Source organism: Pseudomonas sp. SWRI68 (genome assembly GCF_014269165.1).
Taxonomy (GTDB): Bacteria; Pseudomonadota; Gammaproteobacteria; order Pseudomonadales; family Pseudomonadaceae; genus Aquipseudomonas; species Aquipseudomonas capeferrum.
On record NZ_JABWRU010000017.1, the window covers coordinates 61,298 to 80,351 of the forward strand.

The following is a 19,054-nucleotide window of genomic DNA, read 5'->3' on the forward strand; positions in this document are numbered from 1 at the left end:
TCTGCCTTCGCCTGGGAAAACTGCGTCACATGTCTATCCGATTGAAATTGCTGAGAAAGAAACTGGGCCTGACCCTGGAATTGCTGGCCGAGAAAACCGGCATGACCAAGAGTTACCTGTCCAAGGTCGAGCGTGGCCTGAACACGCCGTCGATCGCTGCGGCGCTGAAGCTGGCGCGAGCGTTGAACGTCAATGTCGAAGAATTGTTCGCTGAAGAACAAACCGCGCAGCACCGTTACAGCCTGGTGCGTCATGCTGAGCGCCAGGCCCTGGTGGGCGACGGCACAGGGCCGGGGTACGCGGCACTCACCAGCCAGGTGGGTCAGCGCAGCCTGTTGCCGTTCCTGATCCAGCCGCCGACCGAGTTCAGTGACCCGACGTTCAAGGAGCACCAGGGCGAGGAGTTTCTGTTCGTTCATGCAGGCCAGGTAGAGGTGGATTTCATGAACGAACGGGTGCTGCTGGAGCAGGGTGATGCCTTGCATTTCAATGCCCAGACGCCGCACCGGCTGCGCTCTGTGGGGCCGCAGCCGGCGCAGTTGCTGGTTGTGGTACACGACGACGGCGAATGAGGGCAGGGTGATGATCGAGGTGTCGCGGTTCTGGCGGGATCCGGCATTGCCCTTCGTCGAAGCCCGGCGCGTAGGGGACGGTCGCCAGGTGTGCTACGCCGCCCACTCCCATGAGAGTTTTTCCATCGGCGTCATCACCGGTGGGCGCAGTACTTACCTGACCGGCGATAGCCAGATCGAAGTGAGCGCCGGTGCTACGGTGCTGATGAACCCTGGGGTTGTGCATACCTGCAACCCCATTGAGGGCCAGGCCTGGTCTTACCTGATGCTGTTCGTGGATCTGCCATGGCTGCAGGCGCTGGGTTTTCAACTGCCTTTACAGACCTGCAGCACCTCGCCGCGCCTCTATAGCCGCGTTTTACAGGTATTTGCAGACCTGTTCGACGACGACCTGACTGATCGTGAAGGCCGCGTAGCGACATTTTTTGACACACTGCCAAGCCTGCTAGGTGCCACGCCAGCTTTGAACGTGCCGGAACACCCTCGGCTGGACGCAGCTGCTGCCTTCATTCGCGCACACCGTACCGACCCACTGAGCCTTGAAGACATCTGCATGGCCAGTGGCTTATCCCGGTCTTACCTGATTCGGGCCTTTCGCCAGCGTTTCGGCCTGACGCCCCATGGCTACCTGGTTGACCAACGCGTGCAGCTCGCCCGGGCGTACCTGCGCAAGGGCCGTGCTATTGCCGAAGTGGCACTGGCGGCCGGTTTCGCCGACCAGGCGCACTTGCAGCGTGCGTTCAAGCGACACCTGGCGGCAACACCGGGGCATTACTGCAAGAGTGACCCGTCGCTCAGATGACCAGATACGCAGCACTGGCAACCAACAACACGGCCAGCCCGCGGTTCAGCAAGCGCATCTGCCGGGCGTTGCCCAGGCACTGGCGAATCACGCTTCCGGCCCATGCCCAGCTGGCCACCGAGACAAAACAGATCGGCCCATAGATCCAAGTGAATAGCCACAGCAGTTGCTGTTCGCCGCCGGTGTAGGCGCCGACACCCGCCACCGCCGCCAGCCATGCCTTGGGGTTGAGCCACTGCATCGCTGCGCCATGCCAGGCCGAGGGCGCGCTCTGCCGGTGCTCGCCACCTAGCTGGCCATCATCGCTGGCCAGTTTCCAGGCCATGTACAGCAAAAAAGCCACCCCACCCCAGTGCAGTAGCACGCCCAGCAGCGGCCAGTGCAGCAGCAGTTCATGCAGGCCCAGCCCGACCAGTACCAGCAGCAGGCAGAACCCCAGCGTCGCACCGGCCACATGGGCCAGGCTAGCGCGCAGGCCATGACGGGCACCGCTGCCCAGGGCGACGATGTTGACCGGGCCAGGGGAGATCGAGGCCGCCAGCGCGAAAGCGGCCATGGACAAAGACAGACTCATGAGGGCAATCCTGTGAGGGGAGTTGCCGAGCATCTTCGGGCTGCGGTGCTCTGGCGTATTGAACAAAAGTCCCCAATGAGCTGTTACAGGTTTTGTAATAGTTTCTCACTGTCAGAAAAACCTGCTGTGATTGTACGATCGCTTACCCAATTTCTACCCAGGTAACTATGAGCACCTTCGCGGAGCCCCCCAGTCTTCGGCCTTCTCGGCCATCCTTCAACCGTCCCTGTGACGCTTCCCTTGTGAGTACCCGGTAATGGAATGGCTAGCCGACCCCACGGCCTGGCTAGGCCTGTTGACGCTTATCGTCCTCGAGCTGGTGCTGGGTATCGACAACCTGGTGTTCATCGCCATCCTGGCCGACAAGTTGCCGCCCCATCAGCGCGACCGTGCGCGGATCATCGGTTTGAGCCTGGCGCTGATCATGCGCCTGGGCTTGTTGGCAAGTATCTCGTGGATGGTGACGCTGACCGCGCCGCTGATCGAGGTATTTGGCAAGAGTTTCTCGGGCCGTGACCTGATCATGCTGTTCGGTGGTGTATTCCTGCTGTTCAAGGCCACCATGGAGCTGCACGAACGGCTTGAAGGGCACGTCACTCAGGCCAGTGGCGTGGTACGCCACGCGGCGTTCTGGCCGATTGTTGCGCAAATCGTCGTGCTCGATGCGGTGTTCTCGCTGGACGCCGTGATCACCGCCGTGGGCATGGTCGAGCAGCTGTCGATCATGATGATTGCGGTGATCTTCTCGATCGGCATCATGATTGTCGCCAGCAAACCGCTGACCCGCTTCGTCAACGCCCACCCGACAGTGATCATGCTGTGCCTGGGCTTCTTGATGATGATCGGCTTCAGCCTGACCGCCGAAGGCCTGGGCTTCCATATACCGAAAGGCTACCTGTACGCGGCCATTGGCTTCTCGATCCTGATCGAAGTGTTCAATCAGTTGGCCCGCGCACGCCGCAAACGCAGCCTGCAGCAGCATCGGCCGCTGCGTGAGCGTACTGCCCATGCGGTACTGCGCCTGCTGGGTGGCCGTCGGGTCGAGGCCGACGAGGTGGGCGAAGAAATCGCCGACCTGGTCGGGGGCGGCGGCGAAGAGGTGCTGTTCGACCGCCGGGAGCGGGTAATGATCAGTGGTGTACTGAACCTTGCCGAGCGGCCGATCCGCACGGTGATGACCGCACGCACCGAAGTCGATGTGATCGACCTTGCGCAGCCGGCCGCGGCCATAGCCGAAGCCCTGGCGAATTCGCCGTACTCACGCCTCCCGTTGATCCGCGATGGTCGCATCGATGAGCCGCTGGGCTTCGTGCACAAGAAGGAGTTGTTCAAGGAGCTGCTGTCGGGAAGCCAGCCAGACCTGGAGCGCATGGCGCGGGCCCCTTTGAACCTGCTGGAAAGCTTCAGCATCCTCAACGCCCTTGAACAGATGCGTGGCCAATCTACCCATATCGCCTTCGTGGTCAACGAATTCGGTGATTTCACCGGCCTGCTGACCATGACCGATATCCTTGAGTCGATTGCCGGTGAGTTGCCAGATGCCAGCGAAGTGGAAGGCCCGGGTATCGTTGAGGAGGGTGAAGGCTTTGTCGTCAGCGGCGCCCTGAACCTCAGCCAGGTCCAGGCACGTACCGGCTTCAGTGCCCGTGCCACCGAGGATTACCAGACCCTCGCGGGCCTGGTGATGAGCTTGCTGGACCGCCTGCCGGTGGTGGGTGATCGCTTGGCCTGGAATGGCTGGATCATGACTGTGGAGGCTGTTGAAGAGCGGCGCGTGCGCCAGGTACGGCTTATACCGAACGGCGACGCTGACGCAGCAGGTGCTTGAAACCTTCCACAACCAGTACCAGCACTGCGGCCCAGATCGGCAGGTAAGTCAGCCACTGATCCGGGCCGATGCTTTCACCCAGCAGCAGGGCCACGCCCACCAGCAATACCGGCTCGACGTAGCTGAGCAGGCCAAACAGGCTGAACGGCAACAGACGGCTGGCCAGCACATAGGCGATCAGGGCCGAGGCGCTGATCGCTCCCAATACCGGGATCAAGGCGTAAAGGCCAGGGTGGGCAAGCAGGTCCGCCGCTGACAACGGCCCCTGGATCACGAAGTACAGCGCCCATGGCAACAGCAGGCACATGTCGCACCACAGGCCGCCCAGGTGGTCGGTGCGGCAGCGTCGGCGCAGCACGAAGTAGATCGGGTAGCCGATCATCACCACCAGGGTTTCCCAGGCGAAGCTGCCATGCTGGTACAACTCGTGCCCGACACCCAGCGCAGCGCAGCACACCGCCACCTTCTGCAGGTGCGACAGGCGTTCGCCGTAGACCAGGCGGCCGGTCAGGACCATGGTCAGCGGCAGCAGGAAGTAGCCCATCGACACTTCCAGGCTGCGCCCATGCAGCGGTGCCCACAGGAACAGCCACAGTTGCACCCCCATAAGCCAGGACGTACCGACCATCCCCAGCAGCAGCACCGGTGTGCGCCGCACCCGCGCCAGCAGCTCGCCGACCCGTTTCCAGTCCTTCGAGGCCAGCATGAACAGGGTGAGGCAGGGCAGCGTCAACAGCGTGCGCCAGCCAAAGATCTCTTCGCCATCGAGCGGCGTGAGCAGGGAGGTATAGAAGTACATCACAGCGAACAAGCAAGACGCCATGACCGATGAAAGGATGCCTTTTGACACGAATGCCTCGAATAGGGGAGTTGAGCGTGTGGATCAGCCGCGCATGATCTCAGGGGGCGCGTCCTGCGGCAACCGCGAGACACCGGAGCGTGCGGCCAGCGCTTCGAGGAACGCCTCTGCAGGCATGGGCCGGGCGAACAAGTAGCCTTGCTGGAAGTCCACCGCGTGCTGGGCCAGGTAGTCGCGCTGGGCCTCGGTTTCCACGCCTTCGGCGACGATGCCCAGGCCCAATTTGCCCGACAGCTCGATGACAGTGTCGAGGATGTGCAGGGACAGCGCGTCGACACCGATCATGGCGACGAAGCTCTGGTCGATCTTCAGGTAGTCGACCTTGAACTGGCGCAGGTAGTTGAGGCTCGACTGGCCCGTGCCGAAGTCATCAAGGGCAATCATCACGCCCATATCATGCAGTTTCTCGAACAACTCCAAGGCCACTGGGGTGGCTTCGATCAGCTTGCGTTCGGTCAGCTCCAGGGTCAGTGCCACCCGGCCGGGTGGAAAGTGCTGAAGGAAAGTCCGGCAGTCGTCGAGCAGGCTCAGGTCGCGGCAATGGTCGGCGGTGATGTTGATGCCGATGTGAAAGCCATCTTCCAGCAGCGCGGCATACGGTGCCAGGCTCTGCGCGGTGTGCAGCATCAGCGCGCGGGTCATGGCGACGATCTGGCCGCCGTGTTCGGCGTAGGGGATGAACAGGTCGGGGCGCACCAGGCCTTCCCGTGGGTGGTTCCAGCGCATCAGCACTTCGGCGCCCGCCCAGCGGTAATCACCCTTGCGCACCACGGGTTGGAAGTACGGCAGAAATTCGTCAGCCTCAAGGGCGCGCTGCAACTCGGCACGTGGCGAGGTGGCACGGCGGATTTGCCAGTGGCACGCGGCCCCGGCCAGCACGCCGAGCACCATCAGCAAGCTGAGCAGGGCGGGGTAGTGGCTGCGCAGCAACTGGCCTTGCTTTTCGGCGCCATAGCCGCCGTACACGCTGAACGGGTAGCGGGTCGAGCTCAGCGTCACGGCGGCAGTCGCAGCCGTGGGGGGCACGCCTTTGTGGACGATACCGTCCTTGCCCATCCAGTCGTTGCCGACGCGAATCTGCAACGTATCGTCCGGGCCGATCAGGCGCAGGGCCGTGAGCAGGTGGTCGCCATCCACGGTGCTGATCGCCCCGTGGTCGCCCTCGCTGGCCCGGTACACCAGCAGCGGGTGGCCCGGCGTCACCGAGTTGCCATCCATCAGCCAGAGCGTGCCGTTGGTGTACTCGCCCGCGTCGACGACCTCATCGAACTCCCCGAACAGCGATGAGCAATACAGCGTGTTGTGCTGAAAAAGGTTGGTCGAGCGGACGAAGGCATTACGGGTGACCTGGCCACGCAGGGCCAGTTTGACCTGTGTGCAGGGGCTACCTGCCAAGGGCAGCAGCGCGTAGGCGGTGTTGGACAAGCTGTCGAGAATGCGCTCGACATGCTCGACCACTTGGGCGGCGGTGGCATGGCTGCTGGCGCGCAGGTCGCGATCGATCTGCCAGTTCATCACTGCCAGGCCACACGCCACCGGGACTACGCCGATCGCCCAGGGCAGCAGGGTGCGCCAGCTCCAGCCGGCGCGGCGTCTAGTGGTAAGGGGCATGCTGGCCTAATGTGATGGAAGGTAACGTGCAGAGGATAGCCGCTTGTCAGGGAGCGTGGCTAACTAAAGCGCGACAAAGCAATTTACGCACTGTAGAATCCGGTTACGAATACAACAATAAGGTTCTCCACCTCCGGAGAATCAAGCCCGCCGAGAATGGGTCCATATGACAAACCATGGGTTCAAACTGATCATTGGTGACTTCCTCGCTCGCAGCGTGCGCGGCATCCCGTGCTCACCGCCTGTTCTGTTCTACATCCCCGGAAATCACTAATTTTTCGCTGTAGATGAGGACAAGAACATGGCAGATATTTTCGAAAATCCAATGGGCCTGATGGGCTTCGAGTTCATCGAGCTGGCATCGCCGACACCTGGCGTGCTCGAGCCGGTTCTGCAGATACTCGGCTTCACCAAGGTTGCTACGCACCGTTCCAAAGAGGTGCACCTGTACCGTCAGGGCGGTATCAACCTGATCCTGAACAACGAACCTAAAAGCATCGCCTCGTACTTTGCCGCCGAACATGGTCCATCGGTCTGTGGCATGGCGTTCCGCGTGCGCAATGCCCATGAAGCCTATGCCCGCGCTTTGGAGCTGGGCGCCCAGCCGGTCGAGATCGAAACCGGCCCGATGGAGCTGCGCCTGCCGGCGATCAAGGGTATTGGTGGTGCGCCGCTGTACCTGATCGACCGCTTTGAAGAAGGCAGCTCGATCTACGACATCGATTTCAACTTCATCGAAGGTGTGGATCGCAACCCTGTGGGTGCGGGCCTGAAGATCATCGATCACCTGACCCATAACGTCTACCGTGGGCGCATGGCCTATTGGGCCGGTTTCTACGAGAAGCTGTTCAACTTCCGCGAGATCCGCTACTTCGATATCAAGGGCGAGTACACCGGCCTGACCTCGCGTGCCATGACCGCACCCGACGGTATGATCCGCATCCCGCTCAACGAAGAGTCGTCCAAGGGCGCCGGGCAGATCGAAGAGTTCCTGATGCAGTTCAACGGTGAAGGCATCCAGCACGTGGCCTTCCTCACCGATGACCTGCTCAAGACCTGGGATGCGCTGAAGGGCATTGGCATGCGCTTCATGACCCCACCGCCGCAAACCTACTACGAAATGCTCGAAGAGCGCCTGCCAGGCCACGGTGAACCGGTGGATCAACTGCAAGCGCGCGGCATCCTCCTTGATGGCGCCGCAGAGTCGGGTGACAAGCGCCTGCTGCTGCAGATCTTCTCGGAAACGTTGCTTGGGCCGGTGTTCTTCGAGTTCATCCAGCGCAAGGGCGATGATGGCTTTGGCGAAGGTAACTTCAAGGCGCTGTTCGAATCCATCGAACGGGACCAGGTTCGTCGGGGCGTATTGAGCACCGACTGATCCAACCGGGTGCCGCCGTCAGGGTTTTACGGCGGCGGTACCACGCCTGTTGCCCCGCGCCCGGAACAGGCCCCAATAGATGATCGAGCCGGTCACTATGCCTACCAGCACCAAAGAAGGAAGAATCTGCAGCATCGACTGGCGGAGTTCCTGGGCGCTGTACCCTTGGGCGTACCCCCCCGTGACGGCATATCCATACTTGGCAGAAACTGCCCGTACCGTGTACTCGGACTGTGAAGGCCGATTCGGGTCGCGGCTGTCTCCATGGCTCCAGATGTACTGGTCGCCGAACTCCAGAAGCAGCGTCAGGCCATCCTGGAATGCACGCAATTCGTTGCGCAGTTCCGAGGCATTGCCTGTGACGATCACACTGGGGTTTTGCCCCGGCACTTGAAAGTGAGTCACCAGCGTGGTGGGCAACACGGGTGAGTCGATCGCCAGCTCAACCCCCTGCCCGGATTGGGCGAAAGCTGACAGATGCTCCAGCGACTCGGTGTGGGTGCTGCAGTATGCTTGCTGGTCTTGCGTCAGCGTCAATGAGCGTAGCAAGGGATCGCGGGCCACCTGGTCCTGCAATGTACTGATGACATCAGCGCATGCCTTGCCAGCCAGAGGCTGGGCAAGCAACGCGGTGCTATGCATGCGCTCCAGCACCTTGTCGATGGTAAACACCGCTTCCTGAACCGAGATCTGTGCGTTTTCCTCAAGCTTCTTTTCCAGTTGAAACACCATCACCAGCAACCCGGAAACCACCGGTACCAGGCCGATCGCCATGATTAGCAGCAACTCCAGCAAACTGCGCCCGGCATGCATGATTTTCGACATAGGCCATTGCTCTCCAGTCTGATGCTGCCCGTGTTGGACAGATGAGCTGAAAGCCTATGTATTCAACGGTATGTCGGATGTAGTCCGGGTGCGGCATGAACGCCGGGAAATCGGGTAATCAGGCGTAAGTTGTCACTTTGCCTTGAGTCTCGCGAGCACCTTTTCAGCCAGGTCAGCCGTGGATGCGGGGTTTTGCCCGGTAATAAGGCGATCATCGCCGACCACGAAGGGTTTCCATGGGTCATCGTGCTTGCTGTAAATACCGCCACGGGCAACCAGTTCGTTTTCGGTGAGAAAAGGCACTACCTTGTCCAGTTCAACCAGTTGCTCTTCGATGTTGGAAAAGCCCGTGACCTGTCGGTCTTTCACCAGCAGGCTGTTGTCACTGAGCTTGATGTTCAACAGGCCGACGACGCCGTGGCAAACAGCCGCGATGATGCCTTTGTTCTCATAGATCTTGCGTGCGAGGTCTTGAACCGGTTTGCACTCGACAAAGTCGTACATCACGCCATGCCCGCCGGTGTAATAGATGGCGCTGTAGTCGTCAGCCTTGACCAGACCTGGGCTCAGGGTGGCGCCCAGGCGGCTCATGAACCGCTTGTCGTCATACCACTGCCAGTCCAGGTCGGGGGCCATCTGCAGGCTGTGCGGGTCGACCGGTACGTAGCCACCCTGAGGGCTGACATAGTCAACTTCGTAACCGGCCTTCTCGACTTTCTCGACAAAATGCACGGCCTCGCCCAACCACAGCCCGGTTGCCCGCTTGAGGTTCGGGTACTTGGCCGTATTGGTCAGCACTACCAGCACTTTCTTGCTCATGACCACACTCCCGTCGGCAGCCTGTAAGGGACCGTTATTCCATGGCTCAGTGGAAAACCTAATGAGCATAGCTGCCACATGCCGGTACGCCATTAAAGCAGCGCGCGCTGTGCTACCTTGAACAGCATTCGCCACCCAGAACACCATGGAGTCACACATTTGGTCGCTAACGGCACGCCCCGCGAAGCTGCGTCACAGGCCATCCTGCTGGCGCCCAACACGGCAACGGTCGATCCCATGGGCGAGCGCATCGCCCAATTCGATTGGGGGCGCACCGCGCTTGGGCCATTGCCACGCTGGCAGGCCTCGCTGCGTATTGCCGTCGACATGATGCTGTTGTCGCCATTTGCCTGCGCGGTGGTGTGGGGGCCTGACCTCAGCGTGATCCATAACGACGCCTATCGAGCGCTGCGCCTCGGCGGCCAGGATGTACTGGGCAAAGCGTTCGACGCGGTCTGGAGCGATGCCTGGCAGACCATGGGGCCTTGGGTGTTCAAGGCACTCGAAGGGCGCTCGAGTTTTGTCGAGGACCCGCCCATGCGTATCGCCTGCGGCCAGAACGGCGACCCCGTGTGGTGTGCCTTCGGCTACTCACCGATTCGTGACGAGCAGGGCAGCGTTGCGGGTTTTCTTCACACACTCATCGAAACCACGGCAAATGTCGAGGCGTATCACCATTGGCGTGAGCAGGCCGAGGCCTTTGAAAAACAGCTCGGGAGCTACATGGCCGATCGTGAACAGATCTGGCAACTGTCGCGTGATGCCATGATGATCGTCACCCGTGAACTGACGCTACACGCTACCAACCCAGCCTGGCACCGTATCCTGGGTTGGGGTAAGGACGCGGCGCAGGGCATGCCGATACTGGAGCTGATCCACCCGGCGGATCGCGCAGAAGTGCAGGTGGCGGTATCCGGCTTCGTGCAGGACAAGGCGCTCGAGCAGATTGATATCCGCCTGCGTCACCAGGATGGCCACTATCGCTGGTTTCGCTGGGCCGCCAAATTCGATGGCAACTTGCTGACCGCCGTGGGCCGTGACATCACTGCCGACCGCGAAGAGGCCGCCCGCCAGTCCGAGGCCTTGTTGCGCAACAGTGAACGCCTGGAAGTCATTGGCCAATTGGCGGGCGGGATGGCACATGAAATGAACAACCTGCTGTCGGGTATCGGGGGCAGCCTGGAACTGTTGCAACGGCGCATGCTGCAGGGGCGCCTGGAGCGCATGGAGTCCTATGTGGAGCTGGCGCGCGACTCGGTGCAGCGCGCCATGAACCTGACCCACCGGCTGCTGGCGTTTTCCAGCCATCAGCCGCTTGATCCGAGGCCACTGAATCTCAATCGGCGACTGTCCTTGATCGAGCCGCTGCTGCTACAGGCCCTGGGTGCGGAAATGAGCCTGCATTGGCAACTGGATGTGACCCCGTGGACGGTCTGCGTTGACGTTACCCAGTTTGAAAATGCCTTGATCAACCTCTGTGTGAATGCCCGTGAAGCCTGCCTTGAGCGCGGCAGCGTCACTATCCGTACTGTCAATGAACGGTTGACTGCGCATTTCCCGGATGAGCAGGGGCTGCCGCCAGGCGACTACGTGGCATTGCATGTCGAAGACAACGGCCACGGCATGTCGGCGGCCGATGTCGCCAAAGCTTTCGAGCCCTTTTTCACCACCAAGCCCATGGGGCGTGGGTCGGGGCTCGGCCTGCCGATGGTCTACGGCTTTGTCGGCCAGTCGGGTGGTTATGTCTGGATCGAGTCGAACCTGAACGAGGGGACGAGAGTCTCCTTATTGTTTCCGCGCAGCCGTGCGTCGATTCCGGCAGAGGCACCGGCATGCCTGCCGGTCATCGAGCGGGCCCAGGGCGGGCGGCTGCTGCTGATCGATGACGAGGTCAACCTGCGCGCACTGATGCGTGAGTTTCTCTGCGAGCGTGGTTTTGCCGTCATTGAAGTTTCCGACGCCAATTCTGCACTGGACCGCTTTCGTCATGACGGGGCTTTCGACCTGGTCATCACTGACATCGGCTTGCCGGGTGGTTTCAGCGGCCGGCAAGTGGCCAAGGCCATGCGCATGCTCAAACCGACGCAGAAAATCCTCTTCATCACCGGGTATACAGATCAGCCGATCGAAGCCCAACTGCTCGAGCAGCCTGGCACCGCGCTGATGCTCAAGCCGTTCCCGCTGGAGCAATTGGCCAACCAGGCCCAGCACATGCTTGCCGATTGAGCCGGTTCAGGGCTCACCGAGTATCTGCGTCACCTGCGCCTGCAGCTGTTCGAGTCCGAATGGCTTGCAGATCAGGTGCATGCCCGCGCCAAGAAACCCCTCCCTGGCCATGGCCGTTTCTGCGTAACCGGTGATGAACAGCACCGGCAGGTCTGGGCGCAGGGTGCGGGCGATTTCCGCCAGTTGCCGCCCATTCATGCCGGGCAGGCCGACATCGCTGACCAGCAGGTCGATCCTTTGCGATGAACGCAGTATGTGCAGCGCTTCATTGGCGTTGGCGGCGGTTTGACAAGGGAAGCCGTCTTCGCAAAGTGCATGACAGAGCAACTGACGCACATGAGGGTCGTCTTCGACCACCAGCACGTCATGGCCCTTGCTGCCGGGCACAGGCCTTGGGGACGGGCGCTCGGGCTTTGCCTCGCCAACGTGCCGCGGCAAGTACAGGTCGACTTGGGTGCCATGGCCGATCTTGCTCTGCAGAGTCACATGCCCATGGGACTGCTTGCTGAAGCCGTAGACCATGGACAGGCCCAGGCCGATGCCCTGGCCAACGGGTTTGGTGCTGAAAAACGGTTCGAAGGCGTGTTCCAGTGTGCTCTGCGACATACCCTGGCCGTCATCGATGATGCTCAGGCGCAGGTATTCACCACTGTTCAGGGCGCCCCCCGCGAACTGCTCGTGCTCGACCCGCTGGTTGCTCGCCTCAATGCGTAGCAGCCCGCCGGTGGGCATGGCTTCACACGCATTGAGCAGCAGATTGTCCACGGCCTCTTGCAGTTGCCCGTCGTCGGCCTCAACTGGCCAGAGGTCGGCGGGCACATGCAGTTGCAGGGTCACTGAATGGCTGAGCCCAGCATTCAGGCGCTTAGGTTCAAGCAGCGTGTGCAGCTCGACGCGCTGAGTGTGCAGGGATTGTCTGCAGGAAAACGCCAGCAGACGGTGGGTCAACTGACCTGCGCGCGACACGGCCTCCTGGCCCATGCGCAAGATGCCCTCCAGGCTGTCGCTGCGGCCCTGCTTGAAACGACGCTCGATCAGTTCGAGACTGCCACCGATACTGGTCAACAGGTTGTTGAAATCATGAGCGATGCCACCGGCCAGTTGGCCGATGGCTTCCATTTTGCGGATCTGCGTGCGGGCGAGCTCTGTGCTGTGCTGTTCCTGGAAGCGTGCGTCCAGCCGCTGTTGCTGAGCTGAGAGCTGATCACGTGCGTGGTACTGATGGCGGCGGTTACGCTGCGCGATGCGGATCAGTTGCAACACTTGCCCCTCCTCGAGTGGGAAGAGCAACTGCATCAAGTTGCCTGTAGGCGGGTGGCTGGAGGCAGTGGTGGATGAGCTGAAATCCATGATCAGCAGAATGGGCAGGTCTGACCAGCTGGGCTGCTGGTCGATAAAACCTTGCAACGGCGGGCTGGGCCCGTTGCTGAACGTCTGCTCCGTGATAATCGCCAGGGCTGCGCCTTCGATCAGGCAGTCGTGCAGGTTGGCGATGTCATGGGTACACAGGCTCTCGATGCCGGCGGTTGCAAGTAGGCGAGCGGTTTCCGCAGCAAGCTCTGGGGGTGCCAGGATCAAGGCACGTTCGTCCAACGCCAACGAACTGGCCAAAGTGACGCTCCTGTAGTAATAGGCAGGGCCGAGGCTTGGCCATGCCGCCAGTAGTCCGATACTCACTGGACCTCAGGCTGTCGCGTGGGGTTCAACGAATCTTGTGGAGGGGCTAAAGCCCCTGTTGCAGCACCGGATCGTCGGGATTTTGCCGTTCGAGTTCGGCGAGCAGCACCTGAACGTTCTGCAGTTGGCCGGTCTCTTTCCAGTACTGGATAAGCAACAGCCGCGCCCGGCGATTGGCTGGCTCGCGACTGAGCACGGTTTCCAACTGCTTCTGGGCAGCATCGACCTGCTCGAGTTCATGCAGGGTCACCGCCAGGGTAGTGCGGTACTCGGCGTTGTCCGGCTCCAGCTCCACCGCACGGGACAGGGCAAGCAGGGCATATTCGCGCTGTTCGTGCCGATTGAGCCAGAGCCCAAGCTCATACTGCAAAAAGGCAGAGTCGGGGCTCAGGAGCAAGGCTTTGGCCAGCACCTGGCGAGAAGCGTCGTGATGGCCTTGGCGCTCCAGCAGGCGAACCTGGGTTGCCAACGCGTCGACGTTGCCTGGGGCCACCGTCAGGGCCTGTTGCAAGGCAGCAGCGGCCTGGGTGTAGTCGTTTTCGTGCAGGTACAGGCGCGCCAGATGCACCTGAGCATCGGCGTCGTCGGGTTGTTCCTCCAGTGCCTGCTGGTACTGCTCCAGGGCTGCCTGCAAGGGGCCGAAGTACAGGCCGATAGCGTCCGGGTCCAGGCCCAGCAGAGCGTCTACGGCCGCGAAGCGTACACTTTGCTCGTCGTCATCGAGCAAGGGGCCGAGTACCAGGCTGCGTTGTGCGGCCGGCAGCAAGCGGCGAATGCCGGCAATGGCTGCTTGGCGTACCAGCGGGTCCGCGTGTTCCAGGTCCATGCGTGCGAGTTTCAGGGCCTGGGGGGAGGGGTAGTTGGGCAGCTCGGCGTACAGAGCCGCGCGGCGAATGGGGGCCAGGTCGTTACGTTGCAATTGCTGGTACAGCACCCGCGCAGCGCCTGGCAAGCCTTCATGGGCCTGGCGCAGGGCCTTGGCGTAACTGTGCGCGGGCAGCGTGGGCGGTGCCGGCTGGTCGTCTCGCTGCAGGTAGCCGATCATGGTGACCAGCAGAATCAGCAGCAAGGCGATCAGGTAGCGGTTGCGTCTGGGCATCGGACGGTCCGTGGCGGCAGGAAGGGCAGAGCTTGGGCCAGCAACGGGTCAAATGCAACCGCTGAAGGCATGGCCGCGCCAAGGCCGTCATAGGCCCCGCAAGGCGCAAAAAAAGCCCCGCAGGCCAAGGCCCGCGGGGCAAACGGTTGGGGGAGTAACCAACCAAAGGAGTCGTTGAAAGGGGTTGAATCAGCGCGCGCTGGCCACCGTATCCGGTTGCCAGCCGCCACCCAGGGCCTTGTAGATCGAGACGATGCCACGGTACAGCTCGACCTCTCCCTGGGCCTGGGCATCTTCTGCGCTGAGGCGCTCACGCTCGGCGTCGAGCAGCACCAGGTAGTCCACCGTGCCTTCGCGATAGCGGATCGAGGCCAGCGCTGCCGCCTTGCGGCTAGCGTCGCTCTGACGCATCAGCGACAACAGGCGCTGCTGGGTCTTGTCGTAATCGCTGAAGGCGTTGGCCGACTCTTCAAGGGCCAGCAACACTTGCTGCTCATAGTTGGCCAGGGCGCCTTCGGCGTCTGCCTTGGCACCGCGCAGACGGGCGCGCACGCTGCCCAGGTCGAAGGCCGCCCAGGTGATGCTCGGGCCCAGGCCCCAGGCGTTGGCTGCCGAGGAGCCGATCTGCGAGCCGCGCGCAGCCGTAAAGCCGAGGAAGCCGCTGAGGCTGACCCGTGGGAACAGGTCGGCAGTGGCCACACCGACGTTGGCCGTGGCGGCGGCCAGTTGGCGTTCGGCACTGCGAATATCCGGGCGACGACGCAGCAGCTCGCCGGGGTCGCCCACCGGCAGTGCTTTGGCGATGGCTGGCAGGGCCTTGGGCGACAGGTCTACGCTTAGCGCGTCCGGGCGCTGGCCAAGCAGGGTGGCGATGCGGTGACGGGCTCGCGCCTGTTCGGCCTGCAGTTGCGGCACAGTGGCTTCGACACCTGCCAGGCGCGCATCGGCACGCACCACATCAAGGTCGTTGCCCACGCCAGCATCGCGCAGGGTTTCGGTGATGGTGCGCGATTCCTGCTGGGTCTTGAGGTTGGCCAGGGCGATGTTCTCGCGCAACTGGGCACCGCGCAGTTGGCCATAGGCGTCGACCAGTTCGGCGATCAAGCTGACTTGCAACTGCTGCAGGTCGGCCGCGGCGGCGGCCTCCTGGGCTTCGCTGGCTTCGATCTGGCGCTGGATACGGCCGAACAGGTCGAGTTCCCAGGCCATGTCCAGGCCCAGGTCATAGCGTTCGCTGTTGACCCGCTGCTCGGTCTGGCCGGGGACCTGGCCCTTGCCGATTTCGCTGCTGGCACGGCTGGTGACTACCGGCAGTTGGTCGTTGGCGGCGTCCTCACGGATAGCACGGGCCGACTTCAAGCGGGCAAAGGCTACCCGCAGGTCACGGTTACCGTCGAGCGAGGCCTGCACCAGCTGGTTCAGCACCGGGTCGTCGAACTGCTTCCACCAGATGCTTTCGAAGCGGCTACGGTCGTAGGCCTTGGCCTGCATCTGCGCGTCAAAACGGGCAGGCTCGGTGTTCGGCGTCTTGTATTCCGGGCCCACCGCGCAGGCCGCCAGGGCCAACGCCAGCAGGCTCGGGGTCAGGGGTTTGAGCAGGTTCATGCGGGGTTCTCCAGCGATTGCACGCGTTCGGCCTTGCGGGCTTGGCGGCGTTCGACGAAACGGCGGATCAGGAAGAAGAACACTGGGGTCAGGAACAGCCCGAACACCGTCACGCCGATCATCCCCGAGAACACCGCGACACCCATGGCGTGGCGCATTTCCGAACCGGCACCGGAGGAGAACACCAGCGGTACCACGCCCATGATGAAGGCGATCGAGGTCATCAGGATCGGCCGCAGACGCAAGCGGCAGGCTTCCAGCACTGCGGCCAGCGGGTCGAGGCCCTTGGCCTGTTCATCCTTGGCGAATTCGACGATCAGGATCGCGTTCTTGCACGCAAGGCCCACCAGTACGATCAAGCCGATCTGGGTGAATATGTTGTTGTCACCGCCCGAGACAATCACCCCGGTAATGGCCGACAGCAGGGTCATCGGCACGATCAGGATCACCGCCAGCGGCAGGCTCCAGCTTTCGTATTGGGCCGCCAGCACCAGGAACGCCAGCAGTACGCAGAGCGGGAACACCAGCAGCGCGGTATTGCCAGAGAGAATCTGCTGATAGGTCAGGTCGGTCCACTCGAAGGTCATGCCGTTGGGCAGTTCCTCTTTGAGCAGTTTCTCGATGGCAGCCTCGGCTTGGCCAGAGCTGTAGCCCGGGGCAGCAGCACCGTTGATTTCTGCGGTGATGAAGCCGTTGTAGTGCATCACGCGATCAGGCCCGGAGGTGTCGCTGACCTTGAGGAAGGTCGCCAGCGGGATCATCTCGCCCAAGTTGTTGCGCACCTTCAACTGGCCGATCTGCTCGGCATCGAGGCGGAACTGCTGTTCGGCCTGGACGTTGACCTGGTAGGTACGGCCAAAGCGGTTGAAGTCGTTGGTGTACAGCGAGCCCAGGTAAACCTGCAGGGTGTCGAAGATGTCGTTGATCGCCACGCCATGGGTCTTGGCCTTTTCCCGGTCGATGGCGGCATCGACCTGCGGCACGTTGACCTGGTAGCTGGTGAACAGGCCCGCCAGTTCCGGCACGTTGTGGCTTTTGGCGATGATGTTCTGGGTTTCCTTGTACAGCGCTTCGTAACCCAGGTTACCGCGGTCCTCGATCTGCAGGCGGAAGCCGCCAATGGTGCCCAGGCCCTGTACCGGCGGCGGTGGGAAGATCGCGATGTAGGCGTCCTGGATGTCGGCGAACTGGGCGTTCAGGGCGGCGGCGATGGCCGCTGCCGACTGGCTCGGGTCTTTGCGCTCGTCGAACGGCTTGAGCGGGGTGAACACGATGCCGCTGTTCGGGCTGTTGGTGAAACCGTTGATCGACAGGCCCGGGAAGGCTACCGAATCGGCAACCCCAGGTTGCTTCAGGGCGATCTCGCTCATGCGCTTGATCACCGCCTCGGTGCGGTCGAGGCTGGCAGCATCTGGCAATTGGGCAAAAGCCACCAGGTATTGCTTGTCCTGGGCCGGCACGAAACCGGTCGGGGTGGACGAGAAACCGAGGTAGGTCAGGCCCATCAGGCCGGCATACACGAACAGGGCGATGCCGCTGGAGCGGATGACCCGGCGCACGCCGCCGACGTAATTGTGGCTGGCACGGTCGAAAAAGCGGTTGAACGGCGAGAACAGCCAGCTGCCCAGCAGTTTGTCAAGGAAGCGCGAGAAGCGGTCCTTGGGTGCGTGGTGGTCCTTGAGCAGCACGGCGGCCAGGGCCGGCGACAGGGTAAGCGAGTTGAACGCCGAGATGACCGTGGAGATGGCGATGGTCAGGGCGAACTGCTTGTAGAACTGCCCGGTAAGGCCGGAAATGAACGCGGCAGGCACGAACACGGCGCACAGCACCAGGGCAGTGGCAATGATCGGCCCGGTCACTTCGCTCATGGCCTTTTGCGTGGCTTCAAGCGGTTTCAGGCCCAGCCCGATATTACGTTCGACGTTCTCCACCACAACGATGGCGTCGTCCACCACGATGCCGATGGCCAACACCAGCCCGAACAGCGACAAGGCATTGAGCGAGAAGCCGAACAGGTGCATCACCGCGAAGGTACCGATCAGCGACACCGGCACCGCCAGCAACGGGATGATCGAGGCGCGCCAGGTCTGCAGGAACAGGATCACTACCAGCACCACCAGTATCAGCGCTTCGAACAGGGTGTGTACCACTGCCTCGATGGAGCCGCGTACGAAGATGGTCGGGTCGTAGACGATGCTGTAGTCCATGCCCTCGGGGAAGTCTTTCTTCAGCTCGGCCATCTTGGCCCGTACTTCATCGGAGATCTCGATGGCGTTGGAGCCTGGGCGCTGGAAGATCGGGATGGCCACTGCCGGCTGGTTGTTCAGCAGCGAGCGCAGGGCATATTGGCTGGAGCCGAGTTCGACCCGGGCGATGTCTTTCAGGCGAGTGATTTCGCCATCGGCACCGGCACGGATGATGATGTTCTCGAACTCTTCCTCATTGACCAGGCGGCCTTGGGTGTTGATCGACAGCTGGAAACTGGTGGAACCAGGGGCGGGCGGGGCGCCCAGCTGGCCGGCAGCGACCTGGCGGTTCTGCTCGCGGATGGCCGCGACAACGTCACTGGCCGTCAGGTTGCGCGAGGCGGTCTTGTTCGGGTCGAGCCACACGCGCAGCGAGTAGTCGCCCATGCCGAACAGTTGCACGTCACCCACGCCGCCCAGGCGTGCCAGCTCATCCTTGATGTTGAGGATGGCGTAGTTGGACAGGTAGAGCATGTCGTAGCGGTTGTCCGGCGAGGTCAGGTGCACGACCATGGTCAGGTCGGGCGAGGCCTTGTCGACGGTGATACCGATGCGCGTCACTTCTTCCGGCAGCTTGGGCTGGGTGCGGGTGACGCGGTTCTGTACCTGCACCTGCGCGTTGTCCAGGTCGGTGCCCAGGGCGAAGGTGATGGTCAGGGTCAGCTTGCCATCGGCGGTGGATTGCGAGGACATGTACAGCATGTTCTCGACACCTGTGATGGCCTGCTCCAGCGGCGCGGCGACGGTTTCGCCGATCACTTTGGGGTTGGCACCGGGGAAGTTGGCGCGCACCACCACGGTGGGCGGCACCACTTCCGGGTATTCGCTGATCGGCAGCTGGAACAGCGAGATCGAACCCGCAATCAGCAGCACCAGCGACAGCACCGCGGCGAAGATCGGCCGGGTAATGAAGAATTTTGAAAAGTTCATCGG

Annotated in this window: 14 protein-coding genes; 5 read left to right on the forward strand and 9 right to left on the reverse strand. The window is 62.1% G+C overall.

What is annotated here, in order from left to right:
• The first annotated feature begins 29 nt into the window (after positions 1-29).
• The gene (locus HU770_RS20810) at positions 30-572 is read left to right on the forward strand and encodes a helix-turn-helix domain-containing protein (protein ID WP_186653613.1); all 543 of its coding nucleotides are present in this window, start codon (positions 30-32) and stop codon (positions 570-572) included.
• A 10-nt stretch (positions 573-582) separates the two neighbouring features.
• A complete protein-coding gene (locus HU770_RS20815) occupies positions 583-1,374 on the forward strand; it encodes an AraC family transcriptional regulator (RefSeq protein WP_186665269.1) in 792 nt (263 codons plus the stop codon).
• On the opposite strand, the gene HU770_RS20820 is transcribed toward HU770_RS20815, so the two are convergent.
• Positions 1,367-1,948 carry a LysE family translocator gene (locus HU770_RS20820; protein ID WP_186665271.1) on the reverse strand — a complete coding sequence of 194 codons (582 nt, stop codon included), beginning with the start codon at positions 1,946-1,948 and terminating at the stop codon, positions 1,367-1,369. The two genes, HU770_RS20815 and HU770_RS20820, sit on opposite strands and share 8 nt — an antisense overlap.
• A 256-nt stretch (positions 1,949-2,204) precedes the next feature.
• Here HU770_RS20820 and HU770_RS20825 point away from each other — a divergent pair, with 256 nt between their 5' ends.
• Positions 2,205-3,776, forward strand: a complete 1,572-nt coding sequence (locus tag HU770_RS20825; protein WP_186653598.1) for a TerC family protein — start codon at positions 2,205-2,207, stop codon at positions 3,774-3,776.
• On the opposite strand, the gene rarD is transcribed toward HU770_RS20825, so the two are convergent.
• Positions 3,739-4,626 (reverse strand): EamA family transporter RarD, encoded by an 888-nt coding sequence (rarD, locus tag HU770_RS20830; RefSeq protein ID WP_033698026.1) that lies wholly within the window; start codon positions 4,624-4,626, stop codon positions 3,739-3,741. The genes HU770_RS20825 and rarD overlap by 38 nt on opposite strands.
• 33 nt (positions 4,627-4,659) lie before the next feature.
• Entirely contained in the window at positions 4,660-6,246 is a 1,587-nt protein-coding gene (locus tag HU770_RS20835) for a cyclic diguanylate phosphodiesterase (RefSeq protein WP_186665273.1), read from the reverse strand.
• 301 nt (positions 6,247-6,547) lie between these two features.
• Between HU770_RS20835 and hppD the strand changes: the two genes are divergently transcribed.
• Positions 6,548-7,624 carry a 4-hydroxyphenylpyruvate dioxygenase gene (gene hppD, locus HU770_RS20840; RefSeq protein WP_033698024.1) on the forward strand — a complete coding sequence of 359 codons (1,077 nt, stop codon included), beginning with the start codon at positions 6,548-6,550 and terminating at the stop codon, positions 7,622-7,624.
• 18 nt (positions 7,625-7,642) lie between these two features.
• Here the strand turns inward: hppD and HU770_RS20845 are convergent, their stop codons facing one another.
• Both HU770_RS20845 and HU770_RS20850 read right to left on the reverse strand, forming a co-directional pair.
• The gene (locus HU770_RS20845) at positions 7,643-8,449 is read right to left on the reverse strand and encodes a CSS-motif domain-containing protein (protein ID WP_186665275.1); all 807 of its coding nucleotides are present in this window, start codon (positions 8,447-8,449) and stop codon (positions 7,643-7,645) included.
• A 132-nt stretch (positions 8,450-8,581) separates the two neighbouring features.
• A complete protein-coding gene (locus HU770_RS20850) occupies positions 8,582-9,268 on the reverse strand; it encodes a type 1 glutamine amidotransferase domain-containing protein (protein WP_186665277.1) in 687 nt (228 codons plus the stop codon).
• 159 nt (positions 9,269-9,427) lie between these two features.
• Between HU770_RS20850 and HU770_RS20855 the strand changes: the two genes are divergently transcribed.
• The gene (locus HU770_RS20855) at positions 9,428-11,494 is read left to right on the forward strand and encodes an ATP-binding protein (RefSeq protein WP_238347489.1); all 2,067 of its coding nucleotides are present in this window, start codon (positions 9,428-9,430) and stop codon (positions 11,492-11,494) included.
• Between the two features lie 6 nt (positions 11,495-11,500).
• Here HU770_RS20855 and HU770_RS20860 read toward each other — a convergent pair whose 3' ends face one another.
• The 4 genes from HU770_RS20860 to HU770_RS20875 all read right to left on the reverse strand — a co-directional run bounded on the left by HU770_RS20860 (position 11,501) and on the right by HU770_RS20875 (position 19,051).
• A complete protein-coding gene (locus tag HU770_RS20860) occupies positions 11,501-13,105 on the reverse strand; it encodes a response regulator (RefSeq protein WP_186665279.1) in 1,605 nt (534 codons plus the stop codon).
• Between the two features lie 112 nt (positions 13,106-13,217).
• Complete coding sequence (locus HU770_RS20865; RefSeq protein WP_186665281.1) at positions 13,218-14,270, reverse strand: HEAT repeat domain-containing protein; 1,053 nt, start codon at positions 14,268-14,270, stop codon at positions 13,218-13,220.
• A gap of 189 nt (positions 14,271-14,459) precedes the next feature.
• Positions 14,460-15,875 carry a TolC family protein gene (locus HU770_RS20870; RefSeq protein ID WP_186665282.1) on the reverse strand — a complete coding sequence of 472 codons (1,416 nt, stop codon included), beginning with the start codon at positions 15,873-15,875 and terminating at the stop codon, positions 14,460-14,462.
• On the reverse strand, positions 15,872-19,051 hold the full coding sequence (locus tag HU770_RS20875) for an efflux RND transporter permease subunit (RefSeq protein ID WP_186653579.1): 3,180 nt from the start codon (positions 19,049-19,051) through the stop codon (positions 15,872-15,874). The genes HU770_RS20870 and HU770_RS20875 overlap by 4 nt, the downstream gene beginning before the upstream one ends.
• Positions 19,052-19,054 lie beyond the last annotated feature (3 nt).

What these genes read in the sequence shown, in the direction of transcription:
- HU770_RS20825 (WP_186653598.1), top strand. Translation starts at nt 2,205, where the DNA reads ATGGAATGGCTAGCCGACCCCACGGCCTGGCTAGGCCTGTTGACGCTT.
- hppD (WP_033698024.1), top strand. Translation starts at nt 6,548, where the DNA reads ATGGCAGATATTTTCGAAAATCCAATGGGCCTGATGGGCTTCGAGTTC.
- HU770_RS20875 (WP_186653579.1), bottom strand. Translation starts at nt 19,051, where the DNA reads ATGAACTTTTCAAAATTCTTCATTACCCGGCCGATCTTCGCCGCGGTG.
- HU770_RS20845 (WP_186665275.1), bottom strand. Translation starts at nt 8,449, where the DNA reads ATGTCGAAAATCATGCATGCCGGGCGCAGTTTGCTGGAGTTGCTGCTA.
- HU770_RS20815 (WP_186665269.1), top strand. Translation starts at nt 583, where the DNA reads ATGATCGAGGTGTCGCGGTTCTGGCGGGATCCGGCATTGCCCTTCGTC.
- HU770_RS20820 (WP_186665271.1), bottom strand. Translation starts at nt 1,948, where the DNA reads ATGAGTCTGTCTTTGTCCATGGCCGCTTTCGCGCTGGCGGCCTCGATC.
- HU770_RS20835 (WP_186665273.1), bottom strand. Translation starts at nt 6,246, where the DNA reads ATGCCCCTTACCACTAGACGCCGCGCCGGCTGGAGCTGGCGCACCCTG.
- HU770_RS20870 (WP_186665282.1), bottom strand. Translation starts at nt 15,875, where the DNA reads ATGAACCTGCTCAAACCCCTGACCCCGAGCCTGCTGGCGTTGGCCCTG.
- HU770_RS20810 (WP_186653613.1), top strand. Translation starts at nt 30, where the DNA reads ATGTCTATCCGATTGAAATTGCTGAGAAAGAAACTGGGCCTGACCCTG.
- HU770_RS20850 (WP_186665277.1), bottom strand. Translation starts at nt 9,268, where the DNA reads ATGAGCAAGAAAGTGCTGGTAGTGCTGACCAATACGGCCAAGTACCCG.
- HU770_RS20865 (WP_186665281.1), bottom strand. Translation starts at nt 14,270, where the DNA reads ATGCCCAGACGCAACCGCTACCTGATCGCCTTGCTGCTGATTCTGCTG.